General features: G+C 65.4%; 15 protein-coding genes. 3 read left to right on the top strand and 12 right to left on the bottom strand.

What is annotated here, in order from left to right; translation table 11 throughout:
- Nucleotide 1: 1 nt before the first annotated feature.
- Nucleotides 2-511, bottom strand: a complete 510-nt coding sequence (locus H0X95_RS06990) for a sigma-70 family RNA polymerase sigma factor (RefSeq protein WP_077056254.1) — start codon at nt 509-511, stop codon at nt 2-4.
- A 487-nt stretch (nt 512-998) separates the two neighbouring features.
- Here H0X95_RS06990 and H0X95_RS06985 point away from each other — a divergent pair, with 487 nt between their 5' ends.
- The 3 genes from H0X95_RS06985 to H0X95_RS06975 all read left to right on the top strand — a co-directional run bounded on the left by H0X95_RS06985 (nt 999) and on the right by H0X95_RS06975 (nt 3801).
- Nucleotides 999-2159: a porin gene (locus H0X95_RS06985; protein ID WP_034200718.1), complete on the top strand. Its 1161-nt coding sequence runs from the start codon at nt 999-1001 to the stop codon at nt 2157-2159.
- A 22-nt stretch (nt 2160-2181) separates the two neighbouring features.
- Nucleotides 2182-2484, top strand: coding sequence for a hypothetical protein (locus H0X95_RS06980; protein WP_156908309.1), 303 nt, complete (start codon nt 2182-2184; stop codon nt 2482-2484).
- 87 nt (nt 2485-2571) lie between these two features.
- Entirely contained in the window at nt 2572-3801 is a 1230-nt protein-coding gene (locus tag H0X95_RS06975; RefSeq protein ID WP_006490616.1) for a lytic transglycosylase domain-containing protein, read from the top strand.
- 65 nt (nt 3802-3866) lie between these two features.
- Here H0X95_RS06975 and H0X95_RS06970 read toward each other — a convergent pair whose 3' ends face one another.
- From H0X95_RS06970 to H0X95_RS06920, 11 genes are all read right to left on the bottom strand, one after another.
- A complete protein-coding gene (locus H0X95_RS06970) occupies nt 3867-5990 on the bottom strand; it encodes a phospholipase effector Tle1 domain-containing protein (protein WP_048989005.1) in 2124 nt (707 codons plus the stop codon).
- A gap of 5 nt (nt 5991-5995) precedes the next feature.
- On the bottom strand, nt 5996-6475 hold the full coding sequence (locus tag H0X95_RS06965) for a DUF3304 domain-containing protein (protein WP_048989006.1): 480 nt from the start codon (nt 6473-6475) through the stop codon (nt 5996-5998).
- An 8-nt stretch (nt 6476-6483) separates the two neighbouring features.
- Nucleotides 6484-6858 (bottom strand): DUF805 domain-containing protein, encoded by a 375-nt coding sequence (locus H0X95_RS06960; protein ID WP_006497556.1) that lies wholly within the window; start codon nt 6856-6858, stop codon nt 6484-6486.
- Complete coding sequence (locus tag H0X95_RS06955; protein ID WP_206532957.1) at nt 6855-7745, bottom strand: DUF4123 domain-containing protein; 891 nt, start codon at nt 7743-7745, stop codon at nt 6855-6857. The genes H0X95_RS06960 and H0X95_RS06955 overlap by 4 nt, the downstream gene beginning before the upstream one ends.
- A 5-nt stretch (nt 7746-7750) precedes the next feature.
- Nucleotides 7751-10555, bottom strand: coding sequence for a type VI secretion system Vgr family protein (locus H0X95_RS06950; protein ID WP_196445982.1), 2805 nt, complete (start codon nt 10553-10555; stop codon nt 7751-7753).
- Between the two features lie 69 nt (nt 10556-10624).
- Complete coding sequence (locus H0X95_RS06945; RefSeq protein ID WP_230205680.1) at nt 10625-11641, bottom strand: hypothetical protein; 1017 nt, start codon at nt 11639-11641, stop codon at nt 10625-10627.
- Between the two features lies 1 nt (nt 11642).
- Complete coding sequence (locus H0X95_RS06940) at nt 11643-12548, bottom strand: hypothetical protein (protein ID WP_193759740.1); 906 nt, start codon at nt 12546-12548, stop codon at nt 11643-11645.
- A 20-nt stretch (nt 12549-12568) separates the two neighbouring features.
- Nucleotides 12569-16249 (bottom strand): type VI secretion system Vgr family protein, encoded by a 3681-nt coding sequence (locus H0X95_RS06935; RefSeq protein ID WP_196446011.1) that lies wholly within the window; start codon nt 16247-16249, stop codon nt 12569-12571.
- A 61-nt stretch (nt 16250-16310) separates the two neighbouring features.
- Entirely contained in the window at nt 16311-18710 is a 2400-nt protein-coding gene (locus H0X95_RS06930) for a T6SS phospholipase effector Tle1-like catalytic domain-containing protein (protein WP_034200727.1), read from the bottom strand.
- Nucleotides 18707-19327, bottom strand: a complete 621-nt coding sequence (locus H0X95_RS06925; protein WP_196445981.1) for a DUF3304 domain-containing protein — start codon at nt 19325-19327, stop codon at nt 18707-18709. The genes H0X95_RS06930 and H0X95_RS06925 overlap by 4 nt, the downstream gene beginning before the upstream one ends.
- Nucleotides 19328-19411: 84 nt before the next feature.
- Nucleotides 19412-20266 carry a DUF4123 domain-containing protein gene (locus H0X95_RS06920; RefSeq protein ID WP_034200729.1) on the bottom strand — a complete coding sequence of 285 codons (855 nt, stop codon included), beginning with the start codon at nt 20264-20266 and terminating at the stop codon, nt 19412-19414.

Here is a 20266-nt window from a genome sequence, read left to right as displayed (position 1 = left end):
GTCAGGCCGCCATCGCGAAAAAGCACTGCGTGCCGGCCTTCACGAGATAGCGCTTCACCGTCGCGAGCGATACGCCGAGTTCGCGCGCGATCTCGGCCTGCGTGAGCCCGTCGAGCTGCGCGAGCAGGAACGCGCGCTTCGCCGCGAGCGGCAGGCCGTCGAGCAGCCGGTCGATCTCGAGCAGCGTCTCGACGACGACGGCCCGCTCTTCCGGCGACGGCGCCACTGCTTCCGGGCGCTGCGCGAGCACGTCGAGATACGCGCGCTCGATCTGCTCGCGCCGCCAGTGGTTGCTCAGCACCCGCTGCGCGACGGTCGTCAGGAACGCGCGCGGCTCGTCGGCGCCGATCGGCTCGTCGCGCGCGAGCAAGCGTACGAACGTGTCATGCGCGAGGTCGGCGGCGCGGTGCGCGCACCCGAGCTTGCGGGCCAGCCAGCCGCGCAACCACGCGTGGTGGTCGGCATAGAGGGCGTCGATTTCTCGATGGAGGGACAGCTTGTCAGCGGACATGGCCGGGTTCCGGGGTGCGCGAGCATCAACCACTTTGTAAATGAGAATGATTATTATATACAAAAGTGAGATAGCGACCCCGGTTTCGGCACGAGGGTGACGCCGACGCCGCGACGCCTGGCGCAACCGCGATACCGCCGCCGGATGCGAACCGCCCGTTCGGTTATCACATTCGCTCCGGCCGGGCCAATTCGATTCGTTAAATAGTAATTTGACGGATCGATAACAATATTGGGATTGCGGTAAATCGCCCGACAATCACGCCGAATTATCACGGCACACGCAAAATGCAATGAAAAACCGATGGAATGACAACCCATTGATACGCGTCTATCAATAATGCAAATCCCTCAATGGTGAATTTCCAGGAACGTCCCTGTCTGCATCAGACCACAACGAAGAATTTCATTTTTGCCGTTTTAGTGCGGCTCTGTAGTCTCCTGCCATTCCGGATCACGAACCCACACCAATGCGCCAAGGAGATGACATGAAACGCACGACCCTCTCGCTGATTTCGCTCGCGTCGTTCGCGGCGATGCCCGTCGCGCATGCGCAGTCGAGCGTCACGCTGTATGGCGTGATCGACACGTCGATCACCTATGTGAACCATGAACAAGGCAAGGACAACGCGTGGATGCTCGGTAACAGCAGCGCGGGCAACCTCGCCGGCAGCCGCTGGGGCGTGAAAGGCACCGAGGATCTCGGCGGCGGGCTGAAGGCGCTGTTCCAGCTGGAGAACGGCTTCGATCCGAGCAACGGCCGGCAGGGTCAGGGCGGCCGCCTGTTCGGCCGGCAAGCGTTCGTCGGCCTGACGAGCGACCGCTACGGCACGCTCACGTTCGGCCGCCAGTACGACCCGCTCGTCGATCTCGTGCAGGGCATCACCGCCGACAACTATCTGGGCAGCGTGTTCGCGACGCCGGGCGACGTCGACAACTACGACAACAGCTTCCGCGTCGACAACGCGGTGAAGTACACGTCGGCCGTCTATTCGGGCCTGCAGTTCTCGGCGATGTATTCGTTCGGCGGCATCGCCGGCAGCACCGGCGCCGCGCAGTCGTACTCGGCCGCCGTGTCGTACAACAACGGGCCGTTCAGCGTCGCCGGCGGCTACTTTCACGCGACCAACAGCCCCGCGTCGGGCGGCCTGCGCACCGGCTGGACCAGCTCGTCGGACGGCACGTTCGACGGCCCGATCAACAACGGCTACGCGAGCGCGCACTCGATCGGCATCGGCCGCATCGCGGGCCAGTACGTCGCCGGCCCGTTCACGTTCGGCCTCGGCTACAGCAACGCGCAGTACCGCCGCGACGCCAGCTCGGTGTTCGGCTCGAACGAGCACTACAACACCGGGCAAGGCTTCGTGAACTACCAGGCGACGAATGCGCTGCTCGTCGGCGTCGGTTACAGCTACACGCGCTCGGGCGGCGACACGTCGGCAACCTATCACCAGGTCTCGGCCGGCGCCGACTACAGCCTGTCGAAGCGCACCGACGTCTACCTGACCGCCGCGTACCAGCACGCCAGCGGCCAGACCGGCGACGGCAAGGGCGGCTCGATGGCCGCGCAGGCGTCGATCGGTTCGTACGGCTATGCGGGCACGAGCTCGCAAACGATGGTCAACCTCGGCCTGCGTCACCGCTTCTGATCGCGCATCGCGATACCGGGAAATGGCTGGCCGCGCGCCGCGCGGCCGGTCGACTTCGGATTTCTCAGACGGCGGCTTCGGCCGCCAATTTTTTGTCGCTTTCTTTCGCTTCGGTGAACGGCCGACAAGCGATTTTCCCTTTCGCTCGCTCGATCTCCGGTTTCATCGCGCGAGTGACGTAATACGTCAGGTTTGGGACGCCACCATTGCAACGCTATTTGCGCAAATGCCGGCCGTTTTTACCGATCACGCATCGCCGCGGGCCGTGATCCGGCGCGATAAAAATGCGCGGCGAACGCGCCGGCAAATGCAAAGGAAAGTTTGACGCGAGCCATTTGCCCGCCCGCTATGGCACACTTCGCGTCTGCGTAATTTCCTTGCACCGGGCGGCCGGATTCCGCCCCAACCTGCCATGCCGCGTCATACTACTCGCCCGCTCAGCCGCGACACGCTGACCCTCGCCTCGACGATCGCGCTGTCGTGCGCGCTCTGCGGCGTCGCGCGGGCCGATTGCCTGGACGACGCGGCCGCGTTCCAGCACGTGAGCGTCAGCCTGATGCGCGGCATCGCGCAAGTCGAATCGGGGATGAATCCGAACGCGGTGAACACGAATACCAACGGCACGGTCGACATCGGGCTGATGCAGATCAACAGCACGTGGCTGCCGACGCTGGCGCGCGAAGGCATCACGCGGGAAAGCCTGTTCGATGCGTGCACGAACGCGTACGTCGGCGCGTGGATCCTGTCGCAGAACATCCGCCAGCTCGGCCCCAACTGGAACGCGATCGGCGCGTACAACTCCGCGTCGCCCGACAAGCGCCTCGCGTATGCGCGCAAGGTCTATGATGCAATCCGGACCATGCCGGATTCGCCGGATACTCCCATGCCCATCCTGCCACCGTCCTTTACGCCGCCGCAACAGGCGCAGACATACAACCCGTTCGCGAGCCTGAGCGTGTCGGCGCCGCCCGTCACGCGTGCGCGCACCGTATCGCCGGCCCCGCCGCCCCCGCCGCAGGGCGGCCCCGCCGGTCCGGCCGGCACGTACAACTTCGGCTGGACGGTCACCGGCGCCGACCAGGCCAAGCCGACCCAGGTGTTCGACGACGGCGCGCGAATCTATGTGCAGTTCAGCGACATGAAGCACGTGCCGGCGATCTTCACCGAGACGTCGGCCGGGCGCGTGCTGATGTCGTGGGAGCTGCAGTTTCCGTATGCCGTCGTGACGCGTCCCGCGCAAACGTTAATCTTCCAGCTCGGGCCGTTCGAAGCGCGCGCGCAGCGCGGCGCGGCAGCCGCGGGCATGACCGCGCAGGCCGGAACGGCGGGTGCGGCGACAGCCGGCGCATCGGCATCGGCATCGGCATCGAAGAAGTCGGCCGGTACGGCGGCGAATACGACGACGAACGCGGCAGCCAATACGGCCGCGAAACGCACGGCCTCGGCCGATGCGCTGTGGTACGTGAATACGCCGTCGACGTCGGGCACCGCGACGGCGTCGCCGTCGACCGCGAATGTTCCGGCCACGCTGCCGACGGCCGTCACGTCGAACACGCCGCCGCCCGCGCCGGCCCAAGCACCGGCCGCGGCCGCGCAGCCGTCGCGTGTCAGCGCGGATGCGCTGTGGTACATCTCGAAGTAGCGCGCGGGCCCGGCTGCCTTTAGGCAGCCGGCGTCGGCGAGCGGCGGACTGCCGGACGATCGGGCCTATCGAACGGCCGTCGTGCCGGACGGTGCCGATACGGTCGATACCAGCGACTGATACATGTCTGCGACGCGGTCCAGGAACGACTTGTCGGGTGCGGTCGCGATTTTCTGCATCGCCCTCGTGTTCAGGTAGTTCTTGATCGACACGAGGTGGCTCCACACCGCCTCGACATCGCTCTCGGCCATGCTGTCGTGCACGTGCTTCACGAACAGCGGATACATCGCCTCCACCTGGGGCAGGCGCTCGCCCGGATTGTTCCAGAGCCAGAACAGCGCCTGCGCCTGCGGATCGGTGTTGAATATCGACGGTGGCAACTCGCCGCCGAGCTGCTTCATTGCCTGCTTGCCATCGAACCCATATCCCGGGCGCGTACCGTGCTGCTTCTGGAAATCGATCTCGCGCACCAGCTTCTCGTAACGTCCGTACGCTAGCGGATTGGCCGCGCCGCCGAGCCAGCCCGGCTTGCGCTGCGCCGCGGCCGCGCGATTCTCGGCCTGGTCGTACCACATGCGCAGCCACTGGATATACACGACCATGTGGCCCTTGAGTTCGCCCTGGATGTCCTTCGGCAGATCGGTCACGACGATCGGGCGTGGCGGCGCCGGATCGGGCACGCGGCAACCGTCCGTCATGTCAGGCACGGGCTTCGGATTGAGGAAATCGAGCGGCCCGATCGACTGCTTGAGCGTCGCCGACGGATAGCCGATACCTGTGCCCAGCGGCGTGAGCGGCGGAATCTCGCGTGTCGTCGCCACGAGCTTCTTGACTGCCAGCCGGTAGTCGAGCTGGAAATTCTGGATCTCGGGCGGCGCGACGATCTGCTGATACAGCGCACCGTCCTCGTTGGCCAGCGCGGTCAGGCTGGGCATCGGAATGCCGGCGCCGTACGCGCGGTGGTACATCATCTCGAGCGGCACGCGCGCCAGCTTGTCGGAAATGCCGTCCTCGCCTTCGATCGCGCCGCCGCCCACGTCCACCTGCGCGCCGGGAAACAGGCGCTCCTGCCGCCGACCGCGCATGTCGGACGGGTCGACGCCGAGCATCGTCAGCGGCTTGTACACGCGCAGTTCGTGGGCGGCCGCGTAGTGCACGCATTTCTCGATGTCCGGCGACAGGATCAGGTCCGACGACACCGCGTTGCTCAGCGGGATGTAGCCCGTCAGCAGGTTGTCGTCGAAGCGGTTCGTCACGCAATCGAACAGCCCCATGAACTTGATCTTGACCGAAACGCCATCGTATTTCCCCCCCTTGGCCACCTCGTCGAGCAATTGCCTGGCAAAGGCGAGCGCAAGGCCGCCGCCCATGTCGTAGCCGAAGATCGCGACATGGATCTTGTTCACCGTGCCGGCTTGCTTCGCGCCGGCCACCGCCGCCTTGAAATCCTCTACCGCCGCCTTCAGGCGCGTATCCACGCCCGTATTGAATAGCGCGGCGCCCAGCTTCGTATCGCGCGTGAGCTGGAACGACTCGGCCGCCGCGCCCAGCGATTCCTTGCCGACCTCCTTCAGCACGGTTTTCGGAATCCGGTACGGATACTTGACGACATCGCGCCAGAAGCCCTTCCATTCGTGCCGCAGATAGCGCAGCGCACGATTCTTTTCCGACCCGGGCCGCTCGATCGCGCGCTCGATCCGCTTGCGCGCGTCGCCCAAGCCGTCTTTCGTCTTGCCGACCAGCGTGTCGAACGTGTCGCTCACGCGATTTCCGAACGTAGGATCACTGATCTTTCCACTCTGCTTCCACGCGTCCTCGGCGGCCTTCTGCGCCTTTTCCTTGACCTTGTCGACCGTCTGCTCCTTGAGCTTGTCGCCGGCTTTCTCGCTGACCGTATCCGTCGCCTTGTCCTTCAGGACCTCGCGCAGCACACCGGCCTCGGGGTCGAAATCCGCGCCGAGTCCCGGATAGTAGAAGCGCCGCATGTTCTTGTTCTTCTTGTCGTACGCGGCGTTGAACAGCTTCAGGATATTGGTTCGCGGACCGTCCTTCTCGCCGAAGCCGAATCCGTCGAAATAGAAGCTGACCCACAGCATGTGTTCGCATGCGGGACACATTTGCTCGGCCTCCGCCTTGACGCGGTCCGTCTCTGCGGAGACGGCGTCCTTCTTCAGATTGATTTCGGCCATGGCACTTACTTCTCCTGCGTCGGCTTGAGTTCAGGCGCGTTCATGTCGTCGACCCACTGCAGCTCGGCCGTGCCGTTCTTGCGGAAATACACACGCAGATAGCGCGACGTCGGCGATTCCGGCTGTGGAATGGTCACGTCGATCGTCTTGCGCTCGGGCTGGATGCCGCGCTGAATGTCGTCCAGCGGCTGCGCAAATTCCCAGAACAGCTTCACCTTCTGTCCCGGCGTTACCTTGCAACCACAGGCAAAGCCGCCGCCGCCGCCGAATGCCTCGCCGTCCTCGCGCGCCGACGGATTGCCGAAGCATCCCGACTTGTGCTCGTTGTCGAGCCAGAATTCGTGGAGCTTGCGCCCGTACTCGTTGTACCCGGTGACGCACACGTTATGCGGCTCCGCCGATACGTCGACACCGTGCTTGCTGCATGCGGCAAGCACGCCAAGCCCGACCAGCGCCACAACGTGCATCCCTGCTCTGAATTTCATCGATACCCTCACAAACTTGCGTCGTTGTTGCCTGCATCCGGCGATGGCGGACCGAACCGGTTGCGCGCGTCGTCCCCGCGATAGAACCCGTTCATCGCAATGGTGATGAACGCGCCTCCGACCGGGATCGCATGAAGAAGCGTCCACCATCCGGACTTGCCGATGTCGTGCCAGCGCCGCACCGACACCGCGACGAGCATCCAGATCATCACGATCGCGAATGCCCAGCCGACGACATCGACGAACGTCGCGATACGTTGCGCTGCAGGCAGGTCGGCGAGCACGTCGAACACGGAGCCCGCAATCAGCCACGGCACGGTCACGCCCCACCACTCGATGCGCCCGGCCCGGCCGCGGAACGAAAACAGGGCGGCCGCGTTCATTGCCGCGCCTCCTGTTTCGTCTCGGCATTCGCGGCATCGATCTCGATCAGGCGATCGAGCAATGCGTCGCACAACGCGTCGTGATCATGCCGATACGCAGCAATGCACTCGGCAACGACGCGCTCGTCGTCGAGCTCCACGTGGCCGACCATCGCCAGTGTCGCACCGATCCGGTAGGCAAGGCGGTCGTCACCCAATCCCTGCGCATCCAGCACGCCGATCAGACGACGCATGCGCGCGTAAGTATCGAACGGATCCGCGTCGACGGGGATCCGGCCGTTGCGTCGCAATTCGGCGAGCACGGCGTCCGGCCGGCTGCCGCGCCGCAAAGCGTCGAGCTCGCGTGCATCCACGCATGCGTAGAAGATTCGTTCGTGCCGGCGCGGATGTCGCACCGTACCGACGGTGCCATCGCGACGCACCCAGGTCCATGACACGCACGGCGACAACAGCGCCTGATAACGCGACTCGGACAGCGCGCCCGCCAGTGTCTGAAACACCGCCGCGTCGTAGAACCGCAGCAGTCCGTCGCGATCGTCGGGCAGCGTCACGCGCGTCCTGACGCCGAGTTTCGGCACGAGTTCATCGAGCGGATAGACGCTGACCAGCGACAGAAACGCGAACGGCCGCCGCGCGAGCTGCCGTTCGAGCAACGCCGGCACGTGCGGTGCACGATAGTCGCACACCAGCGCACAGACCTCCGGATTGCTCGCCTCGGGCTGGCCAGCCAGCACGTTGTGAACCTGTCCCGCCGCAATCAACTCGCGCCAGGGCGCCGCGTTGATCGGCAACTGCGACGCATCGGCCAACAGGTAGCGATGGGCATCCGGAAACGCTGCATGCTCGGCGGCCGCCGTCGTTTCCCATGTCTGGAGCAGCGCAGTCATCGTCGTCACCCGCGCGTGGCGATCGCTTCGTGGCGATGCGCGAGATCCCGCATGCATTCGACACATGCGGGCTTGTTCATCGACGGCAACTGGACGTTCGCGGATCGCGGGCCAGTCAGCGTGTGCTGGGCCGCATGGAACGTCGCTTTGCCCGGCGCGCCGATCACGATGTCGTTGCCTTCCATCTTCAGGAACGCGTTGGCCGCCGTCAGCAGCAGCCGCTTCGGCGACTGCAGCGCGACACTTGCCTTCGCGCTCGATACAGTCACCGCACGCTGCGCACTGGCGTCGAGCGTGCCGCCGTTCTGCGCCTGCACGGTGACGGCGCCCGTCGCAGCATGAAGCGCGATCCCGGCCGCCGGCACGGGACGGCTGCCGCCCGGGGTGCCGTGCGTGTATAGCGCGATGCCTTCCTTCGCGACGATGCTCGACTTGCCCTGGACCGTGACCTGCACGTCGCGTCCGGCGCTCAGTACGGTTTGCGTGCCCGACGTCCACACGTGGCTTTGCGCCGTCAGCGCGGCGACGCCGGCCGCGCCGTGCGCGACGAGATGCGGATGCTGCCACGCAACCGCACCGCCGCCGGCACCGCCCGCGCCACTGCCTTCGCGCGTTGCGCCGAGCGACACCTGGCTTTGCTGCAGGCCCTCGATCGCCACGAGCGGCGATGTCGTGTCGCCGACAGACGCGACACCATCGGGCTGCGCCGTGCTCGCGCCCGGCTCCGCACCCTGCTTGCGCGCGAATTTCGCGAGCCCCTGCAGCATCTCGCGTTGCTGCGCGAGCACCTGGCTCGCTGCACTCGCGTCCATCTGGTTCACGCCGGGCGCCGTGCTGATCAACAAGCCGGCGCCGGCGCGCAGCGCGGCGGCTGCCTGCGTCGACAGTTCGGCGCCGTAGCCGCGATCGGCCAGACGCCGGTTGTCCTGCACCTGCTTGATGTGCCCGAGCGTCAGGCCGCTGCCGTGATCGGTCGTATAAAGGCGCGCACTCGACTGCCCAGCCGTATCGTCAAGCATGAATTGTCGCGAGCCACCCGCGCCGGTCTGACTCGCATTCAGGTCCTGCGTCTTGAACCCGGTCAGCACGGCTGCGTGGTCGTTGCCGGCAAACCAGGCCGCCGCATTGGCCGTGCTGCCGCTCGGGCCGCCCGCCAGCGCATTGTGCTGCGCGTCCGCGTTGCCTTGCCCGTTGTACAGCGCGGCGACCGCGACCGGCCGGTCGGGCTGGCCTTCCAGCCATTCGGTCCAGACTTCCTGACCGACGCGTGGCACGCTCACGCCGCCCCAGTTGTCGCCGCCGACCGATGTCACCATGCGCGTCCAGGTGCCCGCGCCACGATCGGCCGGCGCGTTCGCCGCGCGCGGATGTTCGTCGCGACTCGCGGAATTCTGCCCGCGCTGCGCATGATGCTGGATCCGGATCCGGTGATCGCGTTCGGTATGAACCGGATCGCCCGCGCCAACCACGATGCTCGTCTGGGCGCCCGGCATCACCGCGACCGGATGCACGCGTGCGCCATGCCCGCTCGGCGCCAACGGCCGGTAAGCCTGGTCGAACGGCAGCGCGGCGAAGCGGTTCCGGTACACCTCGTCGCCGTCTACCAGCGCGCCGCCGGCGTGCGTCGTGGCGTCGAATGCCGCGTGCAGCGCCTGCGCGTCGTCCTGCTCGCCGGGCGCGATATCGAGTCCCGGCGGAATCGCGCCGAGCCGTTGCGCGATCGCGCCGTGCACGTCGGCGCTCACGTTCGCACGCGCGTCGTGCTCGACGCGCAGGCACACGAACGCGCGCGATGGATCGAGCGACGGATGCCGCGACATCGCGAAACGCAGCCCGGGCCGCAAATCGCGACGCGTGCCGCTGCCTTCGGTTTGCAGCGCCGGCACACGCTGCGCGTCGAGTTGCTGCTGCGCGCGCTGGTCGCCGATCGCGGCGGTCTGGAACGCGTACGGGCCTGCGACATCGCGATCCTCGCCCGGCGCGACCGCACCGCTCGCACGCACGCTGGACGGACGGGTCGACAGGCTTCGGTGATCCCAGCTTGCGCGTGCGACGCTGCCGATGCGCCAGCGGCGCGCATTCACGAATTGCCGAATGCCACCGCGCGGGTCGCCGTCGCTCGTCTGATGGAAACCGATGACTTCGGGTTCAGCCGGGGCGAAACGCTGGTTCGTATCGGCCAGCACGAGCGTGTGTTTGCCCAGGTCAGTCGAGTGCGCGTCGCCCTGGTGTTCGAACCAGTAGAAGATGCCCTCTTCCGCCCACAATCGTTCGAGAAACGCGAAATCCGATTCGCCGGCCTGTGCGGTCAGGCTGCGGTTCGCATATTTCGCCGGGTCGGCCAGCGCCCAGCGCCATGCCGGCGCGATCGCGCCACGCGCATAGTGCGCAAAGATCTGCTCGCTGATCTCGACCACGCTCGCGTTCACGAAGTTGTAGCTGTCGACGCGCTGATGCAGCAGCGCGAGCCACGGTTCGACGACGAGCCGCACACGCGCGAGCCCGCCGTTGTAGCCGACGCGTTCCGCGGCCGTCACATGGCCGTGGAACGGGCGTCGTGCGCCCTGCCCGTCCGCGACCTGCCATTCGATGAGGACCGACGCGCCGATCAGTTTGTCGAGCGGCAGGTCGGGCCGCTCGGTCAGCGCGGTGAGCTGAAACCGGAAGCCGCCGCGATCGAGCGACTCCCATCCTTGCAGGCTCTCGGCGACAAGCTTGTCCGCGCCGAGCGGCGTGGTCAGCCACAGAAACCGGTCATGCTGCGACCAGCCGCGGAAGAATGCCTGGATGAGATCGGATTGGGTCGACATGATGTTTGGCTCGGGGTTCGCTGGGAACGGTGTTTCTGATCAAGGCTTTCGGGATGCCCGAAGCCCGCATTAACGCTCGGTCAGTTCGACGGCCGGCAGCAGGTCCATCTGCGTAAACACCTTGCCCTTCATTTCGTCGGGCGACTCAATGTTGAAGTTGGCTGTGCCTACGAACCGGTACGTGCCCGAATGAATCCGTTGCGCGGACGAACCCGGATCGAATGTGAGCGCCGTGTAGGGCACGAGGAATGTGACCTTTACCGGCACTCCTGGTTTGACTGCAATCGTCGACGCATAAGGTCGGGAAGCGGCGCTCAGATACTTCTCATCCAGCCGGACCTCGAAGCCGACGCCGGAGTCGCTAAGCCCGCCGATCTGGACGTATTGCACGGTCGGGAGGGCAAGTAGCGGCGACCAATTCTCGACACCGTCAATGACAACGTCCTGTACGCCATCATTCTCGAACACGAGGTCAACCACCAGATTTCCCGACTCGGAATGCACTGCAAACACCGGATGCAGATTGATTTCCGGCGTGCCGTGGTCAAGCAGATCCTGCGCAAGGTCATAAAGAAACGCCAGCTTGCCGCTGATTTCGTCGCTGGATCGATACTGAAGGTCGCCCTGATAACGCCTTCCATTCAGATCGAACGAATACGCGAGGACCGATCCAATATTGCGGCCCGGCACCGAGGTGATCTCGTGATTGGCCAGCATCCGCTTCACCTGATCGATCTCCGTTCGATAGTGCCCGCTGAGCTTCGCCGAGTATTTTCCGACGCCCATATACTTCGCCGGCGGCATGATGTCCAGCTCTCGTCCGCGCGAATAGTAGGCAACGCGATCGCCGTCGAACGCGAAAGCCAGTGGAGGCGATGGTGCGATCTGGCCGGGGCTGCTCCGTATTTCGAAGTAGCCTCGGCCCGCTTCTGCCAAGGCGGCTTCCGTCACGCCGAACAGAAACACCGCCGCCAGAAAATATGGCGCACGTCGCCCGATTCCGCCCGTACGGCTTCCCGCTCGACGAACAACTTTTCGCTTCCCGATCATCGGTATCGCGCGTAGCGTGCGTTCAGTCCGGATCATGTCACTCCCGCGTCAAACCGATCGACGGCACCGGGTCCGTCCACGTCAAGAACCTGCCGGACATCTCGTCCGGTTTGTCGACATTGCCCTGCATGCGCCCGACAAAATCGTAGGTGCCTGTTTCCATGCGCTGAATGGGAGAGTCGCTGTCGAACGACAAAGCATCGTAGGGAACCGCGAACCCGAGCCGGGTCACGTCACCCGGCCTGACGGTGATCTCCCTGGCATAGCGGCGCGACGCGTCGATTAGATACTTGCTCCCCAGGCGGACCTTGAAGTCGGCACCTGCGCTGTTGCTTCCCCTCACTTCGACGTATTGCCGAGTCGGGATCGCAAGATTGTCCGTCCAGGTATCCGGACCATCGATGATGACCTCGTGCCGGCCCTCGTTCCGGAATTCGACTTCGACCAGCAAACGATTCGAGTCGGAACGAATCGACAACGCCGGATGAAGATTGATCTCGGGCTTTCCATGGCTCAGCAGTTCCTTCGCGAGCGAATACAATGCGATGATTTTGTCCTGTACCGGCTTTTCCGCCTGGTAGTTGAACGCACCTTCGTAGTGGTGTCCATCCATGTCGAACGAATAGGACAAAACCGGTCCCGCATTGACCGCGTCCCGGACCGCCGCATCGCGTTGGCTCAGCACGTGCCGGATTTCCGCGAGCTGCCCGGCATAGGCGTCGCTCGATTCGACCGTATATTTCCCGATGCCCAGATAGCGGCCCTGCGAACTGTGATCGAGATCCCTTCCGCGCGAATAGTAGGAAAGCGTCTTGCCGTCATCCTTGATCACCATCGTCGGCGCGGGATTGGTCTGTCCGGACCCGCTGCGGATTTCGAAATAGCCGCGCTCGTTTTTCGCAGACGCCATGTCCGTCACTCCAAGAATCAATGTCATCGCCATCAGGACCCGTGTAAAGCGCATCATTTCAGGACTTCCCACTCGATATTGGTTTTCTTCTGGAACCAATCGCGAAATCCGTACATGTAGTACTTCGGAATCTCGGGATTCGGCAGAAACATCCCCTCGCCCATCAGATTCGTCGAAGACGTACGCTGCCAATTATCCTGGAGCTGCGGCATCGCGACGTCGACGAGTTTCTGTGCATTGATATAGGCGCCGTAGACGGCCCCTTGATTCTCGAAGTACTCGTCCGGCCACCCATAGTGGTGTCCTGCCTCGTGAATAATGGCGTTTTGCGTAGCCTCACGCGTTGCCTTCTTCTTCACGGGATCCCACGTGACCTGCACCTCGCCCCAGTTCTCCGAATTTGCCCGCGCCTCCATCGGGTACAGACTGATGGTGCTGTGAAACCGTCCGGTCGTCGTGACGAATTCGATCTCCTGCTTCAACTTCACCTTGCAGGTGCAGTTCTTGCCGAGTGGGCATTTCTTCGGCTGCATGTAGTAGTGGTTTCGGTTCAGGCCGTTTTCGATCCGCCGCTTGAAACCCGCGAGATCGGCCGAACTCGCGGGCCGCTCGACCTTCTGCCAGACGACCTCGTCATCCCCCGGCCCATCGCCGTCGTACGGTATCGAAACCGGCTTACCGGTTTTCCTGTCCACCAGCAACCGGCCATTCGTATACTCATGCTGATCCACGAGCACGACCCGAAGGCGAACCGTTGCGGTCAACGTGGCCGTTGCCGGCGTGTATTCGATGTCGTACATGCCGGTCGACCCGGAAAAGCGAAGCAGAATCGGATGCTGATCTTCGAGCACTGCACGGCCGTTCGCGTCAGTCTGATAGTAGTCGACAAGTCCCATATCCGGCCGATATTCAAGCTGCTTGAGCGGCGGCACATGAAGATTGCATGGGGCGATCGACGCGGCGGGGCCGCTCTTCGGTAGTCCCTCGAGTTCGTCCGACACCGGCACGGGAGCCGAATGTCCGAGTTGCGGCTCCCGCGACAACGTGGAGCCTGCTGAGCCAGGACCAACTGACACAGCCGGCTGAGCGGGGAGTGTCCGGGTCGAGATCGGCTGGCTCGATGCACTCTCGAACGTCTGCGCCGCGAGCGCGGCGCCACCCGCTCCCGATGCCGTCGCACCGACGATCGAACTCGCCGCCAGCGCCTGCACGAGAAAGTCGCACGGATCGCCTTGCGGCAACACCGGCAGCGCCGGCAGCTTCACGCTCGTCGCCCGCGGCCCCGGGAACGGATGCCCGCCCGCCTTCACCGCGAATTGCCCCGGCGTCTCGACGACGATATCGCCACCCTTCAACGTGATCCGGTTCGGCCCCTGCTGCAGCACGATCGCGTCCTGCGCGAGCACGTCGACGCGCTCGTCGGTCGACGTCACGCGCACGGTCTGGTCCGCGAGAATCTCCATCGTCGACGCATGCGCCTCGACGCTCACCGGCCCTTCGCCCGCGATTGCCTTGAGCCCGCCCGCCACGCTGTACAAGCTCATCGCATCGCCCGTCGCCGCGGCCACGGTGGCACCGGCGCCCACATGCGCATCGCCTTGCGACGTCAGATGAACGTGCTGCGCCGCATACGACACCGCACTCTCCGGCGTCGTCACCACGATGTTCTCCGGCGACTCCATCAGCACCACGGGCGTCGCGAATCGCTCGACGGGATCGCCGCCGTCGCGCTGCGTCCCGGTCGGCTTGGTCGCGCTCTGACCATCCACGCTGCCCGCGTACTTGCCGTCCTGCGCAGGATCGATCGCCTTGAGGAAATCAGTCTGCGCCTTGTTCGCGCTCAGGCCGACCGCCTGCGCACCGGTCGCCGCCGTGTCGAGTTCCTGCGCCGTTTTCGCCGCGTCCTTCAATTGCTCCACGCGTTCGGCGACATCCATCTGCGTCGACGCGCCGAGCCGGCGCGCAGTACTCGACATCAGCACGCCCGCGCCGGCCCGCACGACACCCCATCCCTGCGTCGCCAGTTCGAAGCCTTCACCGCGATAGGCGCCGCGCATCGTGCCCTGCTGGTCGATCAGATAGCCCTGCGCGAGGCGCGTGTCGGCAGTCGAATTGCTCAGCTCGTGACGCAATTGTCCGGCCGCATCGTCCATTACCCAGCGACTGCCGGGTTGCCCATCGAGGGCTTGCGTCTGCAGGCCCGTCAGTGTTCCTGAATGATTCGCGTCGCTGCCTTCGCCCGCGGAGAACGGCGGACGCACACGCCCGCCGTATACCTGGCCGAGCACGACCGGCGCATCGATGTTGCCCGACTCGAAGCCGACCACCACTTCCGCCCCCACGCGCGGTACAAACGCATGACCGAAATTCGGCCCGGCCGCCTGTTCGGCGACGCGAACCAGAATGCCCGAACGGTGATCGCCCGGCGCGTGGCCGGTCGGATTGGACCGGCTTGCCGTATCCGTCAACCCGCCCGGCAGCGGCGCGACACCGCGCATCCACGGAAACTGGATGCGGACCTGGTGATCGCGCGTGCTGCTGACGCGCCCACCCGGCTCACCGACGACGATCGCAGTCTGCACCCCGTACACCGTCGGCCGGTCGCGGAACGGCGGCACGATCGGCGTGCCCTCCGGCACCGCGACGAAGCGGTTGCGATACAGCCCCTTGTCGAGCTCGCCGCGTCCGAACAGCTGGCCGATCTGCGCGCCGAGGTTGTTGACGGCCTCGTGCTCGATCGACAGCGGTACGAATCGCACGGTGCCGCCCAGATAGTCGTTCAGCGTATGGACCTTGCCGGTCTCGAGCGTGCGCGACGACCCGCCGCCACGGTAGACCCGTTTCGCGAGCTGCAGCGCGTCGAGACGCTGTTCGGCGTAACGCTGCGCATCGCCGCTCGTGTCGAAGCGGCCTGCGCGCTGGCCGTCGTAGATCTCCCGCACCGGCAGCAACGGCGCGTCGGCATCGGCGGGCTGTTGCGCATGGCCGGCAAGCGCATGAAGTTCGCTGGCTTTCCAGCTCGTCGCCACCACGCGATCCGGCACCAGCTGACGCCGATCGGAGAATTGCGTCATCACGCCGTCCGGATCGCCGACGTCCTGCGCATTGAATGCGATGGCGCTGCCGTCGGGCAGCCGCGCATGGCGGTCGAACACAACGACGGTATGGTCGCCCGACGGCGCCTTCCCCGCGTCCTGTCCGTGCTCGATGCGAAACGACAACCCGGCCTCGGACAACTGCCGCGACACGAAATCGAGATCGGTTTCGCGATACTGGCCGCGCAAGCGAAACGATCGCAGCGGCTCGACGAGTTCATAGCGCCAGTGCGCTTCCGGATAGTCGCCGAACACACGCTCGCAGATCCCCTCGGCATCGAGGTCGACGAAATAGAGGCAATTGCGGCGCAGCTTCAGCAGCGCGAGCCACGATTCCATCGTGAGCCGATAGCGCGTGAACTCGCCGTCGCTCTCCGCATAAGCGGCATGCGTGACGTAGCCGTTCCAGCATCGTTCGCCCGCCGCCGTCGCGAGACGCAGCCGCACGGCGCTGCCGATCAGCGGCGCGAGATCGAGAAACGGCTCGCTCGACAGCACGTCGATCTCGAACCGGAACGATTCGCTGATCCCTTCACGACCGTGAAAGCGCTCTACGACGAATGCGTCCGGCATCGCGGTATCGATCTGGATATGACGGGTCGCTTGCCCGTACCCCGTTAATGCGGCAACTAGATCCATGTCGTTTCTCGGCAATCGCGCGCGAATGCGTGTCGCGCCGGCTGGTTCGTATCCAATCGGTTCATCGGAACAGCTTGCTCATGTCGACGTTGCGCTGCATCTGCTGACGCATCGCCTCCATGTCTTCCTGCACGCTCGGCACATGGGGCGCGTCCCAGCGCACGCCGTTCACGTAGACGGTGCGCCAGCGCAGGTAGCCCCAGACGAACGAAAACTCGCGCCCTGAATCCTGCAGCGCGAGACCACCGGTGACTTTCGGGTCGGTCAGCACGGCGCTGTCGGTCGGCGCAGTGGCATCCCGGGCCGCGCGGGCTTTCTGTGCAGCCTGCTGCGCGGCGTCGTAACGTTTCAGGATGCCGGCCTGCTGCGCGGTCAGCGGCGAACGCGGTTCGGGCTCCGACGCGACGTTGGCGGCCGGCCCGAGCCCGAGCGCACCCGCCCCCATCATCTGCATGATCTGCGACGGTCCCGGCACGCCAAGTTGCTGGCGCTTCTTCCACTCGGCGTGCTTGCGCTCGAACTCGGCCTGGCGCGTTTTCAGCGCTTTGATCTGGTTGTGGTTCCACACGTCGTCGTCGTCGCCCAGCGGCTTGAACCATGCGCGCGAGTCATGCATGAAGTTGTCGTACAGCGCGCTGATCGGCGCTTCCGGCGGCCCCATGTTCCAGTCGCCGCGCACCTCGAGCCACTGCTTCCATTTCTCTTCGAGCTGCAGCTGGAAGAAATCCTCGGCGCGCTTGGCGCTCGCGCGCACGAGCGGGCCCACGAATGGAATCGCGGACTGCAGGCCCGCGGCGATCGGCAGGACGGCCGGCGAAATGACGGCCGCCGCCTTCGGGTTCTGGGTGATCTTCCGGCTGACCGTGTTGCCCGCGTACCGGCTCACGGTCGGTCCGCCTTCTTTCTCGCATTCGAGCAGGTCGCGCCATTCGAGCCGCAGTTCCTCGTTCGCGCTGTCGAGATCGACGGCATCCTGCGGATAGGCAGCCTTGGCGGCGAGAAACGACGGTTGCGAACGCAAATTGTCGAGCCGCATCTTGCGCCAGCGCAGGTAAAGCCCGTAGTGCGCGCGCATCAGGCCCGGCGTGCCGTGCTCCTTCGCGTAGTAATAGTCGGCGCTCGTGCTCACATAGGCGGAAAAGGCGCGCTTGAGCGCGGGAGAAATCGCGAATGCCGCCGCGGCTTCGGCAGCGACACCGGGCCCCTTGATATCGAGTGGAACACCGGCCTTGCGCGCTTCGCGATACATGTCGAGCAGCGGCACCTGCGACAGCTTGTCCGCGTCGCCGGTGCCGCGCCCCTGCTCGCCTGGCCCGTAACCGCCGCCGACATCCGAATGCACGCCCGGATAGACGATTTCTTCGTGCCCGTCCCGCGACGCATCGATCAGGTCGAGCGGGAACGATCCGCGCGGCTCGTGGGCGGCGACCATATGGACGCAGCGGCGCACGTAGCGCGGCACGCCCATCAGTTCCTTGCGCCCCCAGCCGCCGTGCCCGTCGAACAGCGTCGCGGCCGTGCTTTGCGCGATGCCGACCGACGCGACCGTATCGAAGATGCCGAGAAAGTCGTAAGACACGGGCACGCCGCACAGGCTGAAATCGGGGTCCAGCGCATCGGCCAGCCAGTTCGAGAACGTGCGGGCCTCGGCCGCCCCGCGCGAAAAACCGAACACGTACAGCCGAATGCGCTGCAGTTTCGGCTTGCCCTTCACCAGCAGATCGCCGACGCGCGCCTTCAGCTGCGCGCACCGGGCCCGCAATGCGACGCGGCGTTTCTCGTCCCATGCGCGCATCGTCGCGGTCCAGTTTGCCGTATCGACTTCGCCCTTGAGCTGCGCCCAGATCGTGTCGCGATCCCAGGTCAGTTCGATCCCGTTCTGCTCGGCGGCCATCAGCTTGAGCGCACCGACGCTCGAACTGCCGCGCGCGTTGATGTCGCCGAGACTGCCCGGCTTGGGCGGAGTGCCGCCGAGATCGATGCCCTTGAAATTCAGGTCGACGCTGACGGCCTTCGCGAGTTCCTTGTCGCTCTTGCCGAGCGCCGCGGACAGCGAATTGCCGAACGCGTGCGCATGCACGACGTTGTGGATCTGCAGCAGCGCCCAGTTGATGCGCCCCTCGCCGGCCCATCCCGTCGCCGCGCCGGCCGCGGCCTGCAGTCCGACGCCCTGGTCGCCGATCTCGTCGACGAACGGCGTGCCGACGCCGGCCACGTAAATGGCACTGTGATACTTGTCGCGCGGAAACACGTCGAACAGCCGCGCGACGTTGCTGTGCTTGCCGCCCGTGCGATCGCGATCGGCGTTGTTGCGCGTGCCGTCGAAGAAGATGCCGACATGCAGCGTCTTGCAGCAACTCATCCCGTCGTCGTCGTGCAGCCGACGCATGATCGCGTCCTGCTCCTCCCGGGTGACGACGCCGACGTCAGGCCGGTCGGCGCTCGCGAAGCGGAAACTCATTGCATGATCCTCTTGTCGGGATTCGGGCACTGCGGGTCGCTGTTGCGCAACGTGAAGTTCCCCGGGCACGCTTCATCGGGCGCCTGGAGATTTTCGGGGAAGCCCCGGTAGCCGGGCATCCACTGAGACGCATAGACCTTGATTCGATCGTGCGGAAAGAACAGGACCCACAGGAAGCCGTCCGAGAATGTGTCGTAGCGCTCAACCGGTACGACCCGGCTCGCAAGCGCCTTCGGATCCTTCCTGTACAGGTTGTCGTCCCGCCACTGCAGGTTGACGGTCAGTCCCGGATGCCATTGTTTCGGCAACGCGACGCAGCAGATGATCGCGCCGCCGCCACTGCCGATGCGCGCCGGCACCATCCCGCCCCAGGTGCCGTCGACGTAGAACGCGCCGATCGGAACGTCGGTGTAGTTGAGGGCATTCAGCTTCAGCCCCATCGTGCCGGATGCGGCCGCCGCACCTGCGCCGCTCGACGCGCCGCCCGACGCCCCGGCCGCAGTCGACGCGGCAGGCGACACGTCGGTCGCACGCGAGCATCCGGCCGTCCCGAGCAGGATGGCCATGAACATCAGCAGCCGAGCGACAAACGTCGTGGAACCGGCATTCAAACTCATCTTTTCATCCTCTTGTCCGACGCCGTGCGGCGTGGATCGCTATCAACCACGTGCGCTGTCGCATGCACGCAAACCCGTGTCGCTCTATGCGGACGACGTCGCCGGCGCGAGCTCCGTCACCAGATACCCGGCTGCCACGAGCGCATCGAGCGCGGCTCGCGACGCCGCCGCAGGGGGACCGTCGTGCCGCGCCCACGCCGCACTCACACACGCATGGGCTTGCGACGGCGTGGCCACCAGACGGCCGAAACTCTCCGGACGCTGGCGAACATGAAAAATCAGCGTGTCGATCTTCGCGGCCTGTCGAAGCCATTCGATCTGTTCGTCGTCGAGCACGTAGGGCTCGCCGCTGCGCCCGGCGTCCGCTTCATCGCCGGCCGCCTCGTCCACGGTGTCGAAATCGAGCGGGACGAGCGCGCCGGTGCGATCGAACACATGCCACGCGTCGATGCCATTCGTGAAGCGGCGGCGCTGTGCGGGCGTCAGCGCCGCGAGCCACGCGGGCAGGCAACGCGTATCGGCGAGACGCACCAGAAATGCTTCGCCGTCGGATGCCGCACTCGCCTCCATCTGTCCGCGCAGATGCGCGGCGAGCGCGGCCGTATCGCGCGCGCCATGCAGCAGGCTCACCATCGGTCGTCCGGACGTCTCGCGCAGCACGGTCTCCAGCATCGCCCGGCGCACCGCCGCGTCCGCCGGCAGCGGTACGAGGCACGGCGAAATCGCCAGCAAGTCGTCGCCGTCGTACACCCCTTCGTACAACACGACGGCATCGTTGCGCTCGACCGCGGGCATCCGGTCACGCAACGCCGGCGCGAAACTCATGTCGAGCAGCAGGTGCCAACGGCCGTCGGCCGGCACGCGCTCGAAGAGCGCATTCAGCCGGTCCGGCGTGTCGTCGGGATAGCGGTCGATCCAGTCGGTCGTTTCGATCGTCAT

It is taken from the genome of Burkholderia sp. 9779_493 (assembly GCF_015712215.1).
Classification (GTDB): domain Bacteria; phylum Pseudomonadota; class Gammaproteobacteria; order Burkholderiales; family Burkholderiaceae; genus Burkholderia; species Burkholderia cenocepacia.
Note: the sequence above shows the minus strand (reverse complement) of the source record. Positions and strands in the feature narration are given on the sequence as shown.